This is a genomic window from Microcoleus sp. T2B6 (genome assembly GCF_036700475.1).
In the GTDB taxonomy this organism is placed as follows: Bacteria; Cyanobacteriota; Cyanobacteriia; order Cyanobacteriales; family Microcoleaceae; genus Microcoleus.
On record NZ_JAUBOZ010000050.1, the window covers coordinates 25,259 to 43,007 of the forward strand.

23 protein-coding genes are annotated in these 17,749 nt (G+C 44.1%); 10 read left to right on the top strand and 13 right to left on the bottom strand.

Features of this window, described 5'->3' with window-relative positions; all coding sequences use genetic code 11:
- Positions 1 to 152: 152 nt before the first annotated feature.
- The 3 genes from secF to QUA00_RS20945 form a co-directional block, all read right to left on the bottom strand.
- Entirely contained in the window at positions 153 to 1,121 is a 969-nt protein-coding gene (secF, locus tag QUA00_RS20935) for a protein translocase subunit SecF (protein ID WP_333306897.1), read from the bottom strand.
- Positions 1,122 to 1,288: 167 nt separating this feature from the next.
- Positions 1,289 to 2,686, bottom strand: coding sequence for a protein translocase subunit SecD (gene secD / locus QUA00_RS20940; RefSeq protein ID WP_333141745.1), 1,398 nt, complete (start codon positions 2,684 to 2,686; stop codon positions 1,289 to 1,291).
- 192 nt (positions 2,687 to 2,878) lie between these two features.
- Positions 2,879 to 3,862 (bottom strand): alpha-ketoacid dehydrogenase subunit beta, encoded by a 984-nt coding sequence (locus QUA00_RS20945; RefSeq protein ID WP_333141747.1) that lies wholly within the window; start codon positions 3,860 to 3,862, stop codon positions 2,879 to 2,881.
- Between the two features lie 196 nt (positions 3,863 to 4,058).
- Between QUA00_RS20945 and QUA00_RS20950 the strand changes: the two genes are divergently transcribed.
- The gene (locus QUA00_RS20950) at positions 4,059 to 4,622 is read left to right on the top strand and encodes a Uma2 family endonuclease (RefSeq protein WP_333141749.1); all 564 of its coding nucleotides are present in this window, start codon (positions 4,059 to 4,061) and stop codon (positions 4,620 to 4,622) included.
- A gap of 35 nt (positions 4,623 to 4,657) precedes the next feature.
- Here QUA00_RS20950 and QUA00_RS20955 read toward each other — a convergent pair whose 3' ends face one another.
- From QUA00_RS20955 to QUA00_RS20965, 3 genes are all read right to left on the bottom strand, one after another.
- On the bottom strand, positions 4,658 to 4,903 hold the full coding sequence (locus tag QUA00_RS20955) for a type II toxin-antitoxin system HicB family antitoxin (protein ID WP_333410997.1): 246 nt from the start codon (positions 4,901 to 4,903) through the stop codon (positions 4,658 to 4,660).
- A 175-nt stretch (positions 4,904 to 5,078) separates the two neighbouring features.
- Positions 5,079 to 6,446, bottom strand: coding sequence for an NACHT domain-containing protein (locus QUA00_RS20960; protein ID WP_333410998.1), 1,368 nt, complete (start codon positions 6,444 to 6,446; stop codon positions 5,079 to 5,081).
- Between the two features lie 90 nt (positions 6,447 to 6,536).
- Positions 6,537 to 7,709: an RNA-guided endonuclease TnpB family protein gene (locus QUA00_RS20965; RefSeq protein ID WP_333141755.1), complete on the bottom strand. Its 1,173-nt coding sequence runs from the start codon at positions 7,707 to 7,709 to the stop codon at positions 6,537 to 6,539.
- 284 nt (positions 7,710 to 7,993) lie between these two features.
- On the opposite strand from QUA00_RS20965, the gene QUA00_RS20970 reads away from it, so the two are divergent.
- Entirely contained in the window at positions 7,994 to 8,833 is an 840-nt protein-coding gene (locus QUA00_RS20970; protein WP_333410999.1) for an SH3 domain-containing protein, read from the top strand.
- A 43-nt stretch (positions 8,834 to 8,876) separates the two neighbouring features.
- Here the strand turns inward: QUA00_RS20970 and QUA00_RS20975 are convergent, their stop codons facing one another.
- From QUA00_RS20975 to purB, 4 genes are all read right to left on the bottom strand, one after another.
- Entirely contained in the window at positions 8,877 to 10,043 is a 1,167-nt protein-coding gene (locus QUA00_RS20975) for an acyltransferase (protein ID WP_333411000.1), read from the bottom strand.
- 299 nt (positions 10,044 to 10,342) lie between these two features.
- Positions 10,343 to 11,092 carry a M15 family metallopeptidase gene (locus QUA00_RS20980; protein WP_333411001.1) on the bottom strand — a complete coding sequence of 250 codons (750 nt, stop codon included), beginning with the start codon at positions 11,090 to 11,092 and terminating at the stop codon, positions 10,343 to 10,345.
- A 73-nt stretch (positions 11,093 to 11,165) separates the two neighbouring features.
- A complete protein-coding gene (locus tag QUA00_RS20985; RefSeq protein WP_333411002.1) occupies positions 11,166 to 12,026 on the bottom strand; it encodes a Uma2 family endonuclease in 861 nt (286 codons plus the stop codon).
- A 169-nt stretch (positions 12,027 to 12,195) separates the two neighbouring features.
- A complete protein-coding gene (purB, locus tag QUA00_RS20990; protein ID WP_333141872.1) occupies positions 12,196 to 13,491 on the bottom strand; it encodes an adenylosuccinate lyase in 1,296 nt (431 codons plus the stop codon).
- A 215-nt stretch (positions 13,492 to 13,706) separates the two neighbouring features.
- Here purB and QUA00_RS20995 point away from each other — a divergent pair, with 215 nt between their 5' ends.
- Positions 13,707 to 13,913, top strand: a complete 207-nt coding sequence (locus QUA00_RS20995) for a type II toxin-antitoxin system HicA family toxin (RefSeq protein ID WP_106148795.1) — start codon at positions 13,707 to 13,709, stop codon at positions 13,911 to 13,913.
- Positions 13,910 to 14,140 (top strand): type II toxin-antitoxin system HicB family antitoxin, encoded by a 231-nt coding sequence (locus tag QUA00_RS21000; protein WP_293354324.1) that lies wholly within the window; start codon positions 13,910 to 13,912, stop codon positions 14,138 to 14,140. The genes QUA00_RS20995 and QUA00_RS21000 overlap by 4 nt, the downstream gene beginning before the upstream one ends.
- 142 nt (positions 14,141 to 14,282) lie before the next feature.
- On the opposite strand, the gene QUA00_RS21005 is transcribed toward QUA00_RS21000, so the two are convergent.
- On the bottom strand, positions 14,283 to 14,543 hold the full coding sequence (locus QUA00_RS21005; RefSeq protein ID WP_333141764.1) for a DUF2281 domain-containing protein: 261 nt from the start codon (positions 14,541 to 14,543) through the stop codon (positions 14,283 to 14,285).
- A gap of 194 nt (positions 14,544 to 14,737) precedes the next feature.
- Here QUA00_RS21005 and QUA00_RS21010 point away from each other — a divergent pair, with 194 nt between their 5' ends.
- The 6 genes from QUA00_RS21010 to QUA00_RS21035 all read left to right on the top strand — a co-directional run bounded on the left by QUA00_RS21010 (position 14,738) and on the right by QUA00_RS21035 (position 17,101).
- The gene (locus QUA00_RS21010) at positions 14,738 to 15,079 is read left to right on the top strand and encodes a hypothetical protein (protein ID WP_333141766.1); all 342 of its coding nucleotides are present in this window, start codon (positions 14,738 to 14,740) and stop codon (positions 15,077 to 15,079) included.
- Positions 15,054 to 15,500, top strand: a complete 447-nt coding sequence (locus QUA00_RS21015) for a helix-turn-helix domain-containing protein (protein WP_333141768.1) — start codon at positions 15,054 to 15,056, stop codon at positions 15,498 to 15,500. Before QUA00_RS21010 ends, QUA00_RS21015 begins: the two co-directional genes overlap by 26 nt.
- A 19-nt stretch (positions 15,501 to 15,519) precedes the next feature.
- Positions 15,520 to 16,359 (top strand): PIN domain-containing protein, encoded by an 840-nt coding sequence (locus QUA00_RS21020; protein WP_333141770.1) that lies wholly within the window; start codon positions 15,520 to 15,522, stop codon positions 16,357 to 16,359.
- 36 nt (positions 16,360 to 16,395) lie between these two features.
- Positions 16,396 to 16,536 carry a hypothetical protein gene (locus QUA00_RS21025; RefSeq protein WP_445252028.1) on the top strand — a complete coding sequence of 47 codons (141 nt, stop codon included), beginning with the start codon at positions 16,396 to 16,398 and terminating at the stop codon, positions 16,534 to 16,536.
- Positions 16,537 to 16,658: 122 nt separating this feature from the next.
- Positions 16,659 to 16,880, top strand: coding sequence for a type II toxin-antitoxin system HicA family toxin (locus QUA00_RS21030; protein WP_333141773.1), 222 nt, complete (start codon positions 16,659 to 16,661; stop codon positions 16,878 to 16,880).
- Positions 16,877 to 17,101 carry a type II toxin-antitoxin system HicB family antitoxin gene (locus QUA00_RS21035; protein WP_333141775.1) on the top strand — a complete coding sequence of 75 codons (225 nt, stop codon included), beginning with the start codon at positions 16,877 to 16,879 and terminating at the stop codon, positions 17,099 to 17,101. The genes QUA00_RS21030 and QUA00_RS21035 overlap by 4 nt, the downstream gene beginning before the upstream one ends.
- A 57-nt stretch (positions 17,102 to 17,158) precedes the next feature.
- On the opposite strand, the gene QUA00_RS21040 is transcribed toward QUA00_RS21035, so the two are convergent.
- Together QUA00_RS21040 and QUA00_RS21045 are read right to left on the bottom strand one after the other, a co-directional pair.
- A complete protein-coding gene (locus QUA00_RS21040) occupies positions 17,159 to 17,359 on the bottom strand; it encodes a YgiT-type zinc finger protein (RefSeq protein ID WP_333141777.1) in 201 nt (66 codons plus the stop codon).
- Positions 17,360 to 17,361: 2 nt separating this feature from the next.
- Positions 17,362 to 17,688: a DUF4258 domain-containing protein gene (locus QUA00_RS21045; protein ID WP_333411003.1), complete on the bottom strand. Its 327-nt coding sequence runs from the start codon at positions 17,686 to 17,688 to the stop codon at positions 17,362 to 17,364.
- Between the last annotated feature and the right edge of the window lie 61 nt (positions 17,689 to 17,749).

Here is a 17,749-nt window from a genome sequence, read left to right on the forward strand (position 1 = left end):
CCGCCCTTTTAATCGCTCGATTGGACATGATATTATTTGTCATTTGTTATTTGCCATTTATCATTGGTGATTGATTATTGATGATTTATTATTAGTCAGTCAACAGTTAACCGTCAACAGTTAACCGTCAACAGTTAACCGTTAACAGTCAATTAAACTTCCTCTGACTGGTTGATTCCTTCTGCGGGGACGGGGATAGACTGGCCCGGGCGACTGCGCCACCAAGCTAGCAGCGTACTGGCAATGAAAATACTCGAATACGCACCCGCAATAAAACCGACAATCAAAGCTAAAGCAAAGTATTTGAGGGTTTCGCCGCCAAACAAAAAGATTGAAAACAATGTCAGCAGCGTTGTCATCGTCGTGTTAATTGACCTTCCCAGCGTCTGCATGACAGCATCATCGACAATTTGATTGATTGGCTGTCCCGGATTTAGCTTGATTACTTCGCGCACGCGATCGTAAATTACGACTGTATCGTTAACAGAAAAACCGATAATTGTCAAGAGAGCGACCACAAATAAGCTGTCAACTTCCACTCCTTGAACTAAACCCAAAAACGAGAAAACACCAAGAGTAACCAACACGTCGTGGAATAGAGCAACGAAAGCAAAAAAGGCATAATCCAACTGAAACCGGAATGTTAGATAAACCGTAATTCCGGCAAAAGAAAGAAATAAAGCCAACAATCCCGAAGTAAATAATTGTTTACCGAGGGTAGGCCCAACCGTATCGATTTGAGTAGATTGAGGAGAAAAAGTGCCTATCTTTTCGCTCAAAGCTGTTTGCAAATTAGTCCGCTGTTCGACATCCAAAGTTTTTGTTCGCAGTGACAAACCGCGCTGTTCTTTGCCGATAACTTGAAGGCTGCTGCCACCTAAACCTTGGGTGTCCAGGACTTCACGGACAGCAGCAAGATCGATGGGTTTACAATTTTCCGGTTTCGTGCAGTCGAGCTCAAATTGCAGGCGAGTGCCGCCGACAAAATCTAAACTTGGGCGCAGCGGTGCGCGGATGTCGGGACGACTCCAAGAAATCGCCATCGACACTATACCTGCGAGGATTATAGCGGCGGAAATACTCCACCAGAGCGATCGCTGTTTGATTACACTGAATTTCATAATTTAGCGGGAATTGGGAATTGGGCATTGGGAATTGGGCATTGGGCATTGGGCATGGGGCATTGGGCATTGGGCATTGGTAATTAATTTACAACTAATTTTTAGCGGTTTGTAGCTGACAACTCTTAGCGATTACCAACTACCAATTACCAATTACCAATTACCCATTAGCTATTAGCAGTTTTCGACAAACCGGGACAGAACCACTGAGGTTTCCGCAATGCTGGAAAGCTCAATACTACGAACAGCAGAGTGCGGCTGCAAGTGAGCGCCGTAAACATACTCACTCCCACCCCCAATGCCAGAGTTACAGCAAACCCTTTAACTAAACCAGCGCCCAACCAGAACAAAGCAGCACAAGCAATAACTGTTGTGACGTTACCGTCTAAAATGCTGGAAAAAGCGCGGTAAAAACCCGATTCTACCGATCGATAAAGCGATTTCCCCGCCCGCAACTCTTCCCGCGTGCGTTCAAAAATCAGCACGTTAGCATCCACAGCCATCCCGATGCTGAGCACAAAACCAGCTATTCCCGGCAGCGTCAATGTCACTCCCAAAAGCACGAAAGCTGCCCAAGTTAATAGAGCATAAATTAACAGCGCAATATTGGCAATTACGCCGGGGAGTCGATAGTAGGCAACCATGAAAATCAAGACTAAAACTAAGCCGCCGATACCTGCGTTAATACTGCTTTGAATGCTGTCTTTACCCAAGCTAGCGCCGATGGTGCGGTTTTCGACAATTTCGACCGGCACAGGCAAAGCGCCGCCCCGCAATTGCACTGCTAAATCGTTGGCTTCTTGCGTTGTAAAGTTGCCTTGAATTACGGCACTCCCACCAGTAATTCCTGTTTGGGCAAATTCAACGCCGACGACTGGAGAACTGATCATTCTTTCGTCTAGGAAAATACCGATACTGCGTCCGGTGCCGGCTAAATTTTTAGTGAGTTGGGCAAATAGTTCGCCTCCTTTGGAATCGAAAACAAGAGCAACGTTCCAGTTGTTCCCAGCCGCCAAGGGTTGAGGTTGAGCGTCTTTGAGGTTTTCGCCGCCGAGGCCGCTGCTTTTGAAGAGTTTGGCGATCGCCTCATTGCTTCTTTTCAAAGCAGCCTGATTTTCTTTAATAGCCGCCTCATTCGGGCTAGTTTTCAATTCTGCTTGTTTGACCAGCAATTCCTGCTGCAACTGCCTTTCAATGCCTAATTGTGCTTCTGTTCCAGGCAGTTGTTCCAGAAATTCTAGCTTTGCCGTGCCGCCCAAAACTCGTTCTGCTTGCTGCGGGTCATTTACTCCGGGCAACTGCACGAGAATTTGGTCTTCTCCTACTGTTTGGACTAATGCTTCGGAAACACCCAAACCGTTGACGCGGTTTTCGACAATCCGCCGCACTGCTTCTAACATTCCCTGGTCAATTTTGGGAATTGTGGGGGTAGTTTTTACCTGAATTGTGAGTTGCGACCCTCCTTGCAAGTCTAATCCCAGCCGCGTCGGAATTGTTACTATTACAGTAATGGCGGCGATGATTAAAACAAAAATTAGGGCTAATAGGGAACGTTGTTTTTGCATATTTAATTATTAGTCATTAGTCATTGGTCATTAGTCATTGGTCATTGGTCATTAGTCAGTAGTTAGGTGGAAGAAATAATCAATCTGTGCATCCGTGTTTTAGCATCAATGTCCTGCTGGCAGATATCGTTAGTTTTAGCGAACAACCAAAGAATGATAACTAATGACTAATGGCTAATGACTGATGACTATTTATACTCGCAAAGCTACCATTTTTTGGACGGCCTCGACAATTTGATTGGGCTGGACAATGGTCAGTCTTTCCAAATTCCCGTTGTAAGGTGTGGGAATATCTTGTGAAGACAGGCGCAAAACTGGTGCGTCGAGTTCGTCAAAAAATCGATCGCTGATTGAGGCAATTAGTTCGGCACCAATGCCTCCTGTTTTCATGCACTCCTCTACAATAATTACTTTGTGAGTTTTGCGAAGGGATGCGCCGATGGTCTCCATGTCCAGGGGTTTGAGAGAAATTAGGTCGATTACTTCTGGATCGTAACCTTCTTTTACCAGGGCGGGGACGGCTTGCATGACGTGGTGTCGCATCCTCGAATATGTCACGATTGTGACATCTTTGCCCGATCGCACAATTTCTGCTTTGTCCAGCGGCACTAAATATTCTGTTTCTGGCAAATTTTCTTTGAGGTTGTAAAGAAGAACGTGCTCGAAAAACAGAACGGGGTTATCGTCGCGGATAGCTGATTTTAAGAGTCCTTTGGCGTTGTAGGGAGTCGAACAGGCGACTATTTTCAAACCGGGTACTGCTTGGAAATATGCTTCTAAGCGCTGGGAGTGTTCGGCGCCGAGTTGCCGGCCCACGCCGCCGGGCCCACGAATTACCATTGGCATTTTGAAGTTGCCGCCCGACGTGTAGCGCAGCATTCCGGCGTTGTTGGAAATTTGGTTGAAGGCCAGCAGCAAAAAGCCCATGTTCATGCCTTCGATGACCGGCCGCAGCCCCGTCATTGCTGCGCCTACTGCCAGGCCTGTAAAGCTATTTTCGGCGATCGGGGTGTCGAGCACTCTAAGTTCGCCGTATTTGTTGTAGAGGTCTTTGGTGACTTTGTAGGAACCGCCGTATTGACCTACGTCTTCGCCGAGTACGAATACGGCGGAGTCGCGGGCCATTTCTTCGTCTAACGCCTCGCGGAGGGCGTTGAACAATAAGGTTTCTGCCATAGGAGGTTAAGCAATGATTGCAGGAGGGTCAGACTAGAATATTAACCTTTTGGGGGTGTCGATGAGGATGCGATCGCAAATTCGGCAGTTAAAACCTGAGATTTTCCCAATCTTTATCATAACATTTGTATTATGTCAATGAATATTTAAGAAGTTAAAATAATACTAACTTGCCTGCCCACAGCAGAGGAATATTATGCTCCAGACAAAAACTCAACTAACTCTGGAAGAGTTTTTCGCTCTTGGCGAAGGAGAAGGCGATATTACCTACGAACTTATTGACGAGCAAGCAGTACCGAAGATGTCACCTAAAAAATTTCATTCTCGCCTCACCCGAAGCCTAATAAAAATCCTCGAACAGTGGGGTGAGGAACGGGGAGAAATTGGTGTAGAATGGGCGGTAAGATTAACCAGACTGGGGCGAGACTGGGTGCCTGTACCCGATCTTTTATATGTTTCTTACGAACGCTTATCTCCTGACTGGAATCAAGATGAAGCCTGTCCTGTAGTCCCAGAATTAGTCATAGAAATTATTTCACCAGAACCAACTTTCGGTCAGTTAGCTGCTAAAGCGAGAGATTATTTAGATGCTAAGGTATTGCGGGTTTGGGTAGTAGATAGCAAGGCGAGAAGCATTACAGTTTTTTACCCCGATGCAGCACTGCAGACTTATAGGGGAGATACGCTATTAACAGATACACTTTTTGAGGGATTAGAATTTACGGCAGAACAGCTATTTCAGATGGCAAAAATACCATAAACTTTTTTTAGGATGAGTGTGTGGTAGTTGACAAGCTATTCCCTATTTAAATCAATATTGTCAATGATGGGCATTCGATGTTGCAATTTTAACCCTAGCAAAATCCAGTCTTCCAAAGTTGAGCGCAACTCATTTTGACACTCCTTTAAAGTTGAACCAAAGGCGATGACTCCCTTGCAAACAGGAATTTTCCCAACAAAGCTACGATCTTCAAGTTTGTCATACATCGCCTCCGCCATTGCTTTGTCAACGTATTCGCTCAGAATGAATTTTACAGTCATTGAGTTTCCTTTTGCTTGGCAAATATTTGGCTAGTGGGTATTTACGGTTCCTCCACAGTTCCATTTATTATATTTCTTTTTTTTGTTAAATACCTCTAGTTAAAAGAGTCCCAACTCATACCTTATAGGAGACCAGTTTATATCATAAATATTTGTTTTTGTCAAGCTCCGGCATTTAGATTTCCGAAAAATGTTTTTGCAATAAATCGTGAATAAATCGATAACGCCGATCGCCAGTTTTTTGCAGCAACAAGCGATCGCTCGCAGCATCGAGAAAACGCCTGTAATCCCAAGGAATGTAGCCCTTAGACCACAGTACAAGGTGCAATATAAAACTTTCAATCCCCGGAAGTCCCGGCAACAAAGCACTAATTACCGCAGCAACAGCGCCGGCAATTAATCCCCAAATCGACCCGGAGACTAGGCTGGCAATTAATCCCAAAAGCACCCAAATCAGCCCGCCAACCAGCTTAACTCCAAACTGATACTTGCGCCGTTCCTCGTCTGTTTGCAGCCAGCTAGATGGTATGCGATCGAGGTAAAATTCTTGAATTCCTTCCTGTTCCATCCTTCTCGCCAACCATCCCAGCCAGTGGCGAATTTGTTCGGGCCGCAGTTCCTTACCTCTGGGATACTGCTTGACTTCGCCGGTGATTTGGTGGCGAATATACGCAGTTAACAGATATTTGCGCTGTTCTTCTGCGGAAGTAATGCGCTTCCAAGCTTCAATTAAAATATCGTCGTAAGCCAGAGCCATCATGCTCAAAAGCAAGGGAACTTTTGCCAATTTCAACAACTCCGGCTCGTGCTCAATGCTGTACCAAAGTTCGCGGCTTCGGGCTTCTAGCAGATAATTTTGGATTTTAGTTTCTGTTAAAGGTTTCAATAAAACCGCTGCTTGCAGGCGAAATCGACTTTCGCAGTTTTTGTAAGCATCAAAACTGCTGCAAGCTACTAAATGTTTGGGTTTAAATTCGCTTTCAACAAATTGATTAATTGCTTGAATGCAGATATTTTGGCGGTGGGTTTCTACTTCGTCCAAACCGTCGAGGAGAGGCAGCAATTGTTTTGCGACAAGCCATTTTTTGCCCACCGCAGGAGAGATGCCGTATTTGAACTGAAGTTGAGCAATTAACCAATCTGCGATCGCCCCAGATTCTGCTTTCCACGATCCGAGTTCAAACAGCACTGGTACTGGCAAACTAGCATCTTTTTGGGCGCGGGAAATTAACACGCGAGCTAATTCTAGCAGCGTCGTAGTTTTGCCTGCACCCGTCGCTCCCAAAATTACCAATTTGCCACCGGTGCGATCGAACACTTTGGCAATGCTTGCTGTGGGAGGAAGCCGAAAACTCGGACGGTTGCCCGCTTTCACTTCCACATCCCAACAGCGGTTAACACCAACAGGAGGCGAGTCTTGGCTGAGGTTAGCGAGCACAGCAGCGTGCAAAGACTGCGCGAGGCCTGCTTGGACTTCCTGCTTCACCTCCTCCAACAATCGATCACGAGGCTGTTGCAATCTCAGAGGAATCAATTTTGACATTTTATGTACCTCGCGCTGAACGCTGACCTTCGCAAATTTGCGCGCAATTGACATCCACTCCGCGCTCTCTGCGACGGAGATTCCTAAGACTCACGACTTAGGTTTCTGTTTCATAGCACCAGCCTTAACAGATTTACTCTGTTCGGGTCTTACAGTCGCTCCACAGACATTCACCGCAAGCCCTGCGGCAAGAATATTTTTAGCAGCATTTACATCTCTATCGTGATGTGTACCGCACTTAGGGCAATCCCACTCTCTGATATTTAAAGTCAGCTTGTCAACGATATGTCCACAATGTCCACACCGCTTCGAGCTAGGAAACCATCGGTCAATTTTGACAAAAGTACGACCGTACCAGTTGCACTTATATTCAAGTTGCCTGACGATTTCCCCCCAACTAGCATCACTAATCGAGAGAGCGAGTTTTCTATTTTTTACCAGATTCTTCACAGATAGATCCTCGACTGCAATCACTTGGTTTTCACGAACCAGTCGAGTTGTCAACTTGTGAAGAAAATCATTGCGAGCCTCGCTAATTTTTGCATGAACTTTAGCGACTTTCAACCTTGCTTTGTGGCGGTTTTTAGAGCCTTTTTTCTTTCGGCTAAGCGCTTTTTGAGCTTTACGTAACTTACGGCGCTTTGCTTTGAAAGTTTTAGGGTTAACAATCTTCTCGCCATTACTCAAAGCGATCAGGCTAGTAATACCCAAATCCAAACCAATTTGATTAGGAGACGCCGGTAATGCAGCTATCTCAACATCTACCAGTAAAGAAACAGTCCACCGTCCAGACGGTGAGAGCTTCACCGTAATTGTTGATGGTTCTGCGCTTTCTGGGAGTTGACGACTCCATCGGATATCCAAGGGTTGAGTACATTTAGCTAAAAATACTTTGCCATCTTTCCACCTAAAAGCGGCTTTAGTGAATTCAGCATTACCGCCGTGATGCTTTTTCTTGAAGTTCGGGTATTTTGCCCTTCCTGCAAAGAAATTAATAAAGGCAGTTTGTAAATGTCTCAATCCTTGCTGTAATGGCACACTGCTAACTTCATTGAGAAACTGCAAGTCTTCCTGCTTTTTCCAACTGGTTAGCATTGTTGAGGTTTCCGAGTAGCCGACTCGCTCTTGACGTTCATACCATGCTTCTGTCCTTGCGGCTAAAGCACGGTTGTAAACTAATCGAGTACATCCCATCGTTCTTCTCAGCAAAGTTTCTTGCTCAGGAGTTGGATAGAATCGGTACTTAAATGCTTTTTGTGTCATACTTACATTGTATCAGATATTCTGTAAGGTCTTCAAATTAATGTAAAGCCGTCCTAGAAGGGCGGGGTTTTAAACCCAAATTTTCGATAACCCAGAGCAAGATTACCATCAGTATAGGCGTCCAGTATATATTGACTCAAATTATTGCGACAATTATGGATATGAAATTTTATCTAAAAATCCTGACCCTGTGGCCCGCACTAGGTATTTCCACTATAAATTAACTGGCGATCGCCTCAACTCCTAAACAAAAATTATTAGTATAGATACAGAGAGGGTTTTTTATGTCATTTACGAAGGGTCAAATCATCACAGTAAGCTTAGCAGGAGTTGCAACAGCGGTGGGAGTAGCTGTTGCAACTATACAGTCGGGTGCGATGAAACAATCCCATCTTCCCCTCGTTGAATCGCCGACATCCACCAGAAACCAGATTGCAGGGCCGAGGAACAACCCTGAATCTCGGCAACCAGAACCTCTGCAAGCACAAACCCAAGCGGCAGAATCTCCGAAATCCCAACCCCAACCGGCAAAAACACCAGCACTTCAATCCTCGCTAGTTGCAGGAGTCTCTGGGCCAAAAGTTGAGCCAGTAGTTGTCACACCGCCCAATTCTGGTTGCAAAATCAGTATGGCTGTAGTCAGCGATCCCAATCCACCGCTAAATGTGCGATCGATCCCCCAAGTAAGGGGCAGCAACATAGTAGGAAAACTTAAAAATAATACCTTTGTTTCAGTCGCCGAAGAACAAAACGGTTGGCTGCGAATTACCGATCCGCCCGGTTGGATTGCCAAAAACCGCACCGAAAGCAGTTGTTCTAACGTCAACCAGCAGATTAATTTTCTACCGGGAGGAGATGAGGCAATTGTTAAAGGTCGAATCATCGGCGGCGGCAGCCACTCTTACCGGATTCGCGCCCGAAAAGGTCAAACAATGACTGTTAGGAATCGGAAAGATGTTTTCCCCCAAATTATAGCTCCGGGGGGCAAACTTTTAGCAGGAAATCCTTATGAAGGCAATGAAACAGAATGGACTGGAAAAGTGCCAGTTACGGGCAATTACACATTACAACTCGACTCAAATTTCCGGGGGTACGAATACGAATTTTTAGTACAAGTGCGATAAATGTGCAGGTTCGTAGTAAGGACTTTAGTCCTGATTCTTAACATTAACTATTCTTAACATTTGTTGAGATAAAGTCAGAGACGAAGGAGCTAAGCTTTTTCAATACTATGCTGCTGATACAGACAATGATGAAATAAACAAAGAAAGTCACCGCAAAATCCACTCCTGAGATGAGGTTGAATAAACTCAGCAATGTACCATGAACTAGATATAGTTCAAAAGAGTTTTCGCCTAAAAAATTTAGAAAGGGAGAGCGAATTTTGAAATTCCCTAATAAGATTATTAACCCAATTATCAAAATAGCGAAGGAAATACCTATAATATCGTGAGCAATAACATTAATTAGAGGATAATAAATGTTGGCATTAGGACTGGGGGATTTCATCCATACCCATAAATGTAAACCTACAATACCAAAGGATAGATATAAAGTAAAAGTTTCAATATAATGATTGAGGTGGTTTTTTACGTGAGCAAAAATACTCGATAATTTTGGCTTTTTCCCTCGGAGTAAGTTTTCCAATTTTTCAATAATTATTTGGGAGTTGGCCGCTATCCAACACCCAAAGGGAAAACTAAAAGAATTATTAACCCAGGTGTCGGGTGCTGGTGAAATACCGACAAGTATAGCCGTTAAAAAAAAATAAAATATTTTAGATTTATTCAATTTATTCATACTAAAAATTACATAAGTAATGCAATACCAAAAAAGAATATATACTATAAACCACATATTCATATCCAAAGTTGAGGGAGCCAAAAATATATTGAGTAAATAATTACCAATACCACTTCTTTTATTTAATATAAAATAATCAAATATTAGAATTTTACAAGTCATGGCTAAGATAAATGGTATGTAAACTCTCATTACTCTTTTGGAAAAAAAGTTATGTAATCCTTTTTTTTCAATAGATAGAAAAATTCCATATCCCGAAAGTACCAAAAAAATAGATACACTGGGAAAACCTAGGTGATGAAGAAGAGATAAATAACCGGGATTGCCCAGAGCAAGAGATACATGATGAACAATGATGATCAGGATGGCAATTCCTTTCATTTGATTAGTCTGTAAAATTGATAAGGGTTGCTCTCTTACACTTTTTCTGAAGCTAATTAAAATTAATATAGACAAAATAGTAAATGTAGTTAATATACTCCTATTGTCTACTGCATTATTAACTGCCAAAGCTAGTAAATTTTGATTCATAAACCAATAACTAAACATAAAATGCTCCTGTGGATTTTTATATTAAGTAGGTAGGCGCGAATAAACTTGGCCGGGTCGTCACAGAATGTAAAGCTATCATAACTGCCAACGATTGCTTTCCTTCAGATAGCTGTACAGGAAAAGAAACTGCTTCTAGTTTATACCCTCACGGCAAAAGCGGTTAAGCTGTCGCGCATTTAAACTGTATATTCAGGGCGGGCGGGACGCCCAACCCCTACTCCCCACAAGAATTTAAATTTTTTTGACATACAATTTAAAGGCAGAACAGCTTACTATAATCAAGGAATCGCCCCCAACGATATATCAAGAATCGCAAACTTCTGCCAATCTTCTGAATCAAAGTGCCACCATTCAGTTGTGATACCGATAAATCCGTGTTTTTTCATCGCATCCTTAAGCACTTGACGATTTTTCCGAGATTCCGCGCTGCCGCCTTGATAATCTCCGTGAGCTTTTTCGGTAAAATCATCGTAAGGTGTGGGCATTTCTAATTCTTTGCCGGTGCGATCGACTAAAGTCAAATCTATAGCAGCACCGCGATTGTGCCGGGAACCCCTAGCAGGATTAGCAACATAGCGCGGATCTGGCCAAGCTTGCCACATTTGCTTAGTCACAGAGAAAGGCCTGTAGCAATCGTAAACTTTCAAACCCAATCCGATTTTTTCCAAATCTGTTTGAACTAGCCCTAACTGTTGAGCAACAGAACTTCTCAAGGCGCATTTCGATATAGGGTAAAGCTTTCGTTTCAAGAAATTGTTAGTAGTGGCGTATCGGATATCGAGGCGAATGTTGGGATTTACGCTGCGGATGTCAACCAGTCGCGCCGAACTGGGAAGTTGACTCATGAAAATACTTTCAGGTACTACGGGGTTTGGTTCGGGTTGGGTAATTTGCACTTGTGGCGGCTCCTGGGCGCGGACAAATGTTGTATGGTGCAGACCGTGAAGCGAAGCTATCCCGTAGGGACTCGCACATAGGAACACTAGCATAAATGCGATCGGGTATTTTCTAAAACGTTTAAATTTCATAGCTGTTCTGATTGTTAGTGTTAGAGAGTAGATTACAACCAAAAGCTAAATGCAACACACCGATCGCCAAGGCTCAAATCAGATCGGGATCAATACCCTGCGAGCGCAAATAAGCCGCTAATCGTTCTTTTTGTTGCTGTTCCCGATCGGCTCGTTGGCTCTCAGCTTCAGCCCGTTGGCTCTCAGCTTCAGCCCGTTGGCTCTCAGCTTCAGCCCGTTGGCGTTCCTGTTCGGTATGAAGGCGTTCGAGTCGGGCTTGTTCGCTTCCAATCAGCAACAAATTACCCTGGTTATCCCACCAACGCAACCATCGCTGTGTTTGATTTTGATAACTACCTTCCCATACACCCAACTCCACTCCCATTAGTTCGATCGAGTAGTGTCCGCGATCGTTTGGTTCCAAGCGAATATAACGAGTATTCACCCAGTTGTAGACTTCTAGTTCACCGGTTTTGATGATGTAGATAGCGTAGTAGGGAATCCGAATAATCTGCTCGTATACCCAGAACTTTCCAGGCTTCTGAGTTACACCTTCTGATCTGCGAGATAGAGGAGTATTATCGCGTTCTTCCGAACCATTTCCACTAGCAAGCTCGATCGCAATTAGCGGCACCATATACTCGCGCCACAACACGTAAGAGCGACGAATTTCTCCATCCACGAGGGGTGGAACATTGGGGACGTAGAACCAGTCGGGGGCTTCGGCTCCGCGTTCTGGTGGGTCGGTTTCACGCCAGTAGATGCCACTATCTTGCCCGATCGCATACATTCCGTCGGGGTGGAGAGTTTGCAGCGTGGTTCCCAGGGAGTCGGTGAGCAGAATACACTGAGGATGTTCTTGGAAGTTTTTCACAAACGTGCCGTCGGATTCGGGGAGTTGCGTGTGATCGGGGAAGGCGCGGACTGGGGTTATAGGACTAAGGCTTTGGGTCATGACGGGTACGCGATCGATTGGCGATCGGGACTGATGCTCTGTTCACAGCATAGCGATTGCTGCTGCAATTGTGTCGATCGAAGCAGGTTTTGACATAACCTAGTGGGACTTAGACAAAAACTGAGGTTAAAATGTCTAAGTCTCATTAGCTAGAAAATTCCCGATTTCTTCAAATTCCCAAGCGCTGATACACTAAATCTAAGTGCCTCAATTGATACTGCGGATCGAAACAATCATCAATCTCTTTGGTGGTCATCTTAGCTGTTACCCGATCGTCCTTAGCAATTAAATTGTAGAAATTGCCGCCCGGTTTGTTCCAAGCTTCGTGAGCACAAGATTGCACAATTTTGTAGGCGTCTTCGCGACTGGTGCCTTTTTCTACTAAGGCTAACATCACGCGCTGGCTGAAGATGACTCCGCCGTAAAGGTTCATGTTTTGCTTCATGTTTTCGGGATAGACTAGCAGGTGTTTTACTAAGTCTGTGGTTTCTACTAACATGAAGTGAGTTACTGTAGAACTGTCGGGCAAAATCATTCGTTCTACGGAACTGTGAGAGATGTCTCTTTCGTGCCAAAGCGCTACGTTTTCTAAGGCTGCGACGGCGTTGGCGCGGACGATTCTCGCCATTCCTGTGAGTCTTTCCGATCGAATCGGGTTGCGTTTGTGAGGCATGGCGGATGAGCCTTTTTGCCCTTTGGAAAAGAATTCTTCGACTTCGAGAACATCGGTGCGTTGCAGGTTGCGGATTTCTACTGCAAAACGCTCGATCGATGCTGCTAAGAGTGCTAAGGTTTGGACGTATTCGGCGTGGCGATCGCGCGAAATGACTTGAGTCGATGCGGTATCGGGTTCGAGTCCGAGGTTTTGACAGGCGATCGCTTCAATTCGCGGGTCAATATTAGCATAGGTTCCGACTGCGCCGGAGATTTTGCCGACTGCAATGGACGATCGCAAATTCACCAATCTTTCTCGGCTGCGAAACACTTCTGCCAGCCATCCTGCTAGTTTAAAGCCAAAGGTGATGGGTTCGGCGTGAATTCCGTGCGATCGGCCAACCATGACGGTATTGCGATGCTGTTGAGCCTGATAGCGAATAGCTTGACTCAATTCTTCGACACGTTCTAACAAGATATTGACGCTAGCGACTAATTGCAGCGCCAAAGCGGTATCGAGCACATCGGAACTGGTTAAGCCGAGGTGAATGTAGCGGCCGGCATCGCCTACATATTCGTTGACATTTGTCAAGAAGGCGATCATGTCGTGGCGGACTTCGGCTTCAATTTCGAGGACTCGTTTGGGATCAAAATTAGCCTTAGCTTTGATTTCTTCGACTGCCGCGGCGGGGATGTAGCCGAGTTCGGCTTGAGCTTCGCAGACAGCGATTTCTACTTGCAGCCAGGTTTTCAGTTTGGCGGTTTCAGTCCAGATGTTGCCCATTTCGGGCAAAGTGTAGCGCTCTATCACGGTGGGAGTTGGGGAATGCGATCGTCCTATTGTACCTCTGCGAGGGGATACAAGAGTCATAGGACTTACACATGGGCCCAGAAACCGGGTTTTTTACGAAAATACTTTGTTTCAGCCCGCAGATTTGGTAAAAACCCGGTTTCTTAAATCAACTCGGTTTTTGTCGTTTGGGCGATCGGCTATAATATCCTAAACCTCATTAGCGGGCATCACTCATGCCTAAAAAAATCAGAGAATTGAAAAGCCTATTACTAAAAGCCGGCTTTACTTACAGACAGGGAAAAGGCAGTCACACTGTATGGGAACACCCATTATTACCTGAAAAAATTACACTATCAGGTAATGATGGTGATGATGCACCCAATTATCACGAAAAAAGAGTAATTTCTGATTTACAGAAGCTCAAGGAGATAGAAGAATGAATAGCCATTACAGTATCATTATCCAGTGGTCAGAAGAAGATCAACTTTTTGTTGTCAGTTTACCTGAGTTTACCGATGTCATGCAGCCTTGCACTCACGGACACACTTACGAAGAAGCGGCCAAACACGGACAAGAATTGTTAGAAACATTGATTGAACTCTATCAAGAAGATGGCAAACCTCTACCAGAACCTCAGACCTTGGGGAAACGATTACAGATAGCGTAAAATGAAACAATTGAGGTGCTTAGGCAAATCGAAGCAGAGGAGAAAGTATGAGTTGGATCGGTGAGAATATTCGTCGCTTGTTGCGATAAGTTTTGGGGAGAAATCGCCAGCCAAATCAAGACGTGCGTATCCAGCAAAATATTCATGCTTCACCCAACCAAAACGCATCAGGAAGTGGCTCGTTAAAATCCTCACTCATCCAGCCCATCCCTTGATGCAGGCCCAAAACCCGTTGTTGCCCAGGAGGAGGTTCAGCTTCAACTGAAGTGTTTTCGGGGTTCGATCGCATCTGTCGTTCCAGCAAAAACTCTGCAAAAGTTAACAGAAGCTGCTGATTTTCCGGGAGTAAGTGTTGTAACTTGCCTAGCAAATCTTCCAAAAGTTCGATCGTTTGAGAAGTCATCTTCCCTCAATGTTAGCGATAGTCTCATTATACGTTATTCTTTGGCGATCGATGCTCATCTTGAAACAAAAGCACCATTGATTTCAACACTTGCTACTGGCCGAAAACCAGCTTGCAATAAACCTGTTTCTAGTTTTTTACTGCGTTCTATCTGATGTTGCCCACTTGGGGCAGGGTGTAGGGATCGATCGCGCTTGGAGTCAGAGAGTGCGATCGCCCTATTGTACATCTGCGAGGCATCGGTCTTGAGTCGGGATGGGGAATTTCGGGCGATCGGGCGATCGAACTTTCCGATTTCTGGATTTGAATATTTCGTTTGTTTCGGATATTGCGTTTATGGCAGAGTAAGTGTTATCGTGAAGGAAACAACCAAGTATATGCCGGCCAAATACTTACATACCCTTCCAGCAATGGCTGCACAGGTTTTCCCCGATCGCGGCCTCTGTCTGCTGAGGCATAAAATATTGGCTCTTTGCTTCAAAAACAATCACATCAAAAAAGATATTAATTATGTTGAACCAAAAAGCATCGCTTGAGTCAGTTTTGATTCCTGAACAAAAACAAGAAGAAATAGCAAAATTATATCGGATTCTCAGCCACGAATTTGCACAACCAAAATTAGTCGGAAGTAACGGAGAAGAGATAGTAATTCCTGAATCAGTCTACAGCATTTTGCGTCAGGTCGTGCGTGCAATGGCATCAGGTCAAGCTATCTCTCTAGTACCTCACAATCACGAACTGACAACACAAGAAGCTGCTGATATTCTGAATGTATCCCGACCATTTCTGGTCAAGTTACTAGACCAGGGAGAAATTCCTTGTATCAAAGTAGGAAAGCATAGACGTATTCGTTTGGAGGATTTAACTTTATATAAAGAACATCGAGACAACAAACGTCGCAAACACTTGGATCGGCTAATCGAGATGACCGAAGAAGCTGGTTTGTACGAGGCATAGAAATAATTCCAACATTAATATGTCTAAGCTTAGTGTTGTCCTCGATGCTTGTGTCCTGTTTCCTATGTATCTGCGCGATACTCTGCTTTCCACCGCCGAGGCTGGTCTGTATTTACCGTATTGGTCGCAGAAAATCCTTGATGAAGCAATGAGCAACCTTGTCCGCCAAGGGATATTATGCCAGGAGAAAGCAATCAATCTTGAAGCGGAAATCAATGCAGCCTTTCCCGAAGCAATAATTGAAGTACCTGTCGGCTTAGAGCAAATCATGAAAAATGACCCTAAAGACCGTCATGTTCTTGCTGCTGCTGTAACAGCCAAGGCTGATGTCATTGTTACCAGCAATCTAGCGGATTTCAAAGCAAAGGATTTAGCTCCTTGGAACATCAAATCGCTGTCACCTGATGAGTTTATGAGCGAGCTATTTGACGAATACCCGGACTTAATAGTGAGATTATTACGGCAACAGTCGCAAAGGTACAAAAAACCTCCGAAGACTGTTGCTGAATTACTTGAATTTTTGGAAAAAAAAGCAGGTATGCCCAAATTTGCTAGTGATATTTTGTTATATGAATATAGTCTAGATATGGTGCAAACTGCGGAAACAGTCTTAAGGAACTACGGCAGAAAAACACCCGAAGGCGGTAAATTTCTTGAGGGAGATCGGTATCGTATTTGGCAGCAAGAAAAAACACTTACAATTACTGCGAAAGATGGTAGAGGTGAAATTCTACGATTTCAGAATGAGGAAATTGAGGGGAATATCTCATCAGAGGATATCAAAGCATTAAAAATATTTGCTCAAAGCTGGGATCGAGAATTAACAATAAATAGGGTTGAGGAGCAACAAGCTGATTAAAATAACCGATTTGCAGAAGCTGAAGGAGATAGAAGAATGAATAGCCATTACAGTCTCATCATCGAGTGGTCAGAAGAAGATCGACTTTTTGTTGTCAGTTGGCCGGAGTTTACCGATGTCATGCAGCCTTGCACTCACGGACACACTTACGAGGAAGCAGCAAAACAGGGACAATAATTGTTAGAAACATTGATTGAACTTTATCAAGAAGATGGCAAACCTCTACCAGAACGTCAGACTTTGCGAAAACGATTACAGATAGCGTAGAGTTATTGTACAATATCTGCTCCCATTCACTTATGCCTAAAAAGATTAGAGAATTGAAAAGCCTATTACTAAAAGCAGGATTCATTTGTCAGCCCGCCAAAGGCAGTCATAGTAAGTGGAAGCATCCCAAATTAGCCAAGGCTATTATCATAGCTGGCAAAGACGGAAATGATGCTAAACTATATTTAGAGAAGTTAGTAAACGAAACAATTGAGGTGCTGAGGCAAATCGAAGCAGAGGAGACAGAACCATGAAATATACAGTTGTGATCCAATGGTCAGAAGACGATCGGTGCTTTGTCGTGTTTTTGCCTGAATTTGAGGATGTAATGCAACCAGTAACTCACGGAGATTCTTATGAAGAAGCTATCTATAATGCGCGAGAGGTGCTAGAGTTGCTAATCGAAAGCTGTCAAGCAGAAGGTAAACCATTGCCAGCAACTAAGAAGCTAGAACGATTATTTCAGGCTGCTTAAATTTGTTCACAGCAATATCAGTCAAGTATGGAATAAGTGCAAAACATATACACTCTGCTAAACGGGGCGTTCGAGTTGTGCTTTGATCCTTTCAAACTTCTTGACAATATCAAGAGAGTACAGTCGTTCCGAACACTGACTGCAAACATAGGCGGGAACTTTGAGCGTTACTACTTTTCCGCCTCCTTTGATTTTCTGATTTACTTCTTTTTCTAGTATTTGCCCCGCACAAACGGGGCATTTCTCAAAAGGCAGCAACTTTATCTCCTTACACGGCGGCTGAACCAGCCTTTATCACAGTACGCTGTAACGAGCATAGCCCACTTTGTCTCTTCATTATATGCCCAGACACTATTAACTTTAACACCACTCTTGGTGATGCCGTTGATCGAGCAAGTAGGATTATAATAACGTTTGTAGTAAAAATTTTCTTCAATCACAGTGCCACGCAGCGCTGAATCGATAACGCCTTCTACCAGAAGATCACATTCTTCCATGCGATCTATGGCGTGTACTGAAATACAGATGCGGCCCGCTTTAATTGCTTCTACGGTCAACTTATGCAGCTTTGATTTACCTGTTCCCATTTTGGCACCTTTTTTTGACACAACTATCCCGCTGAAAGTAAAATTCACGCTGGATATTTTA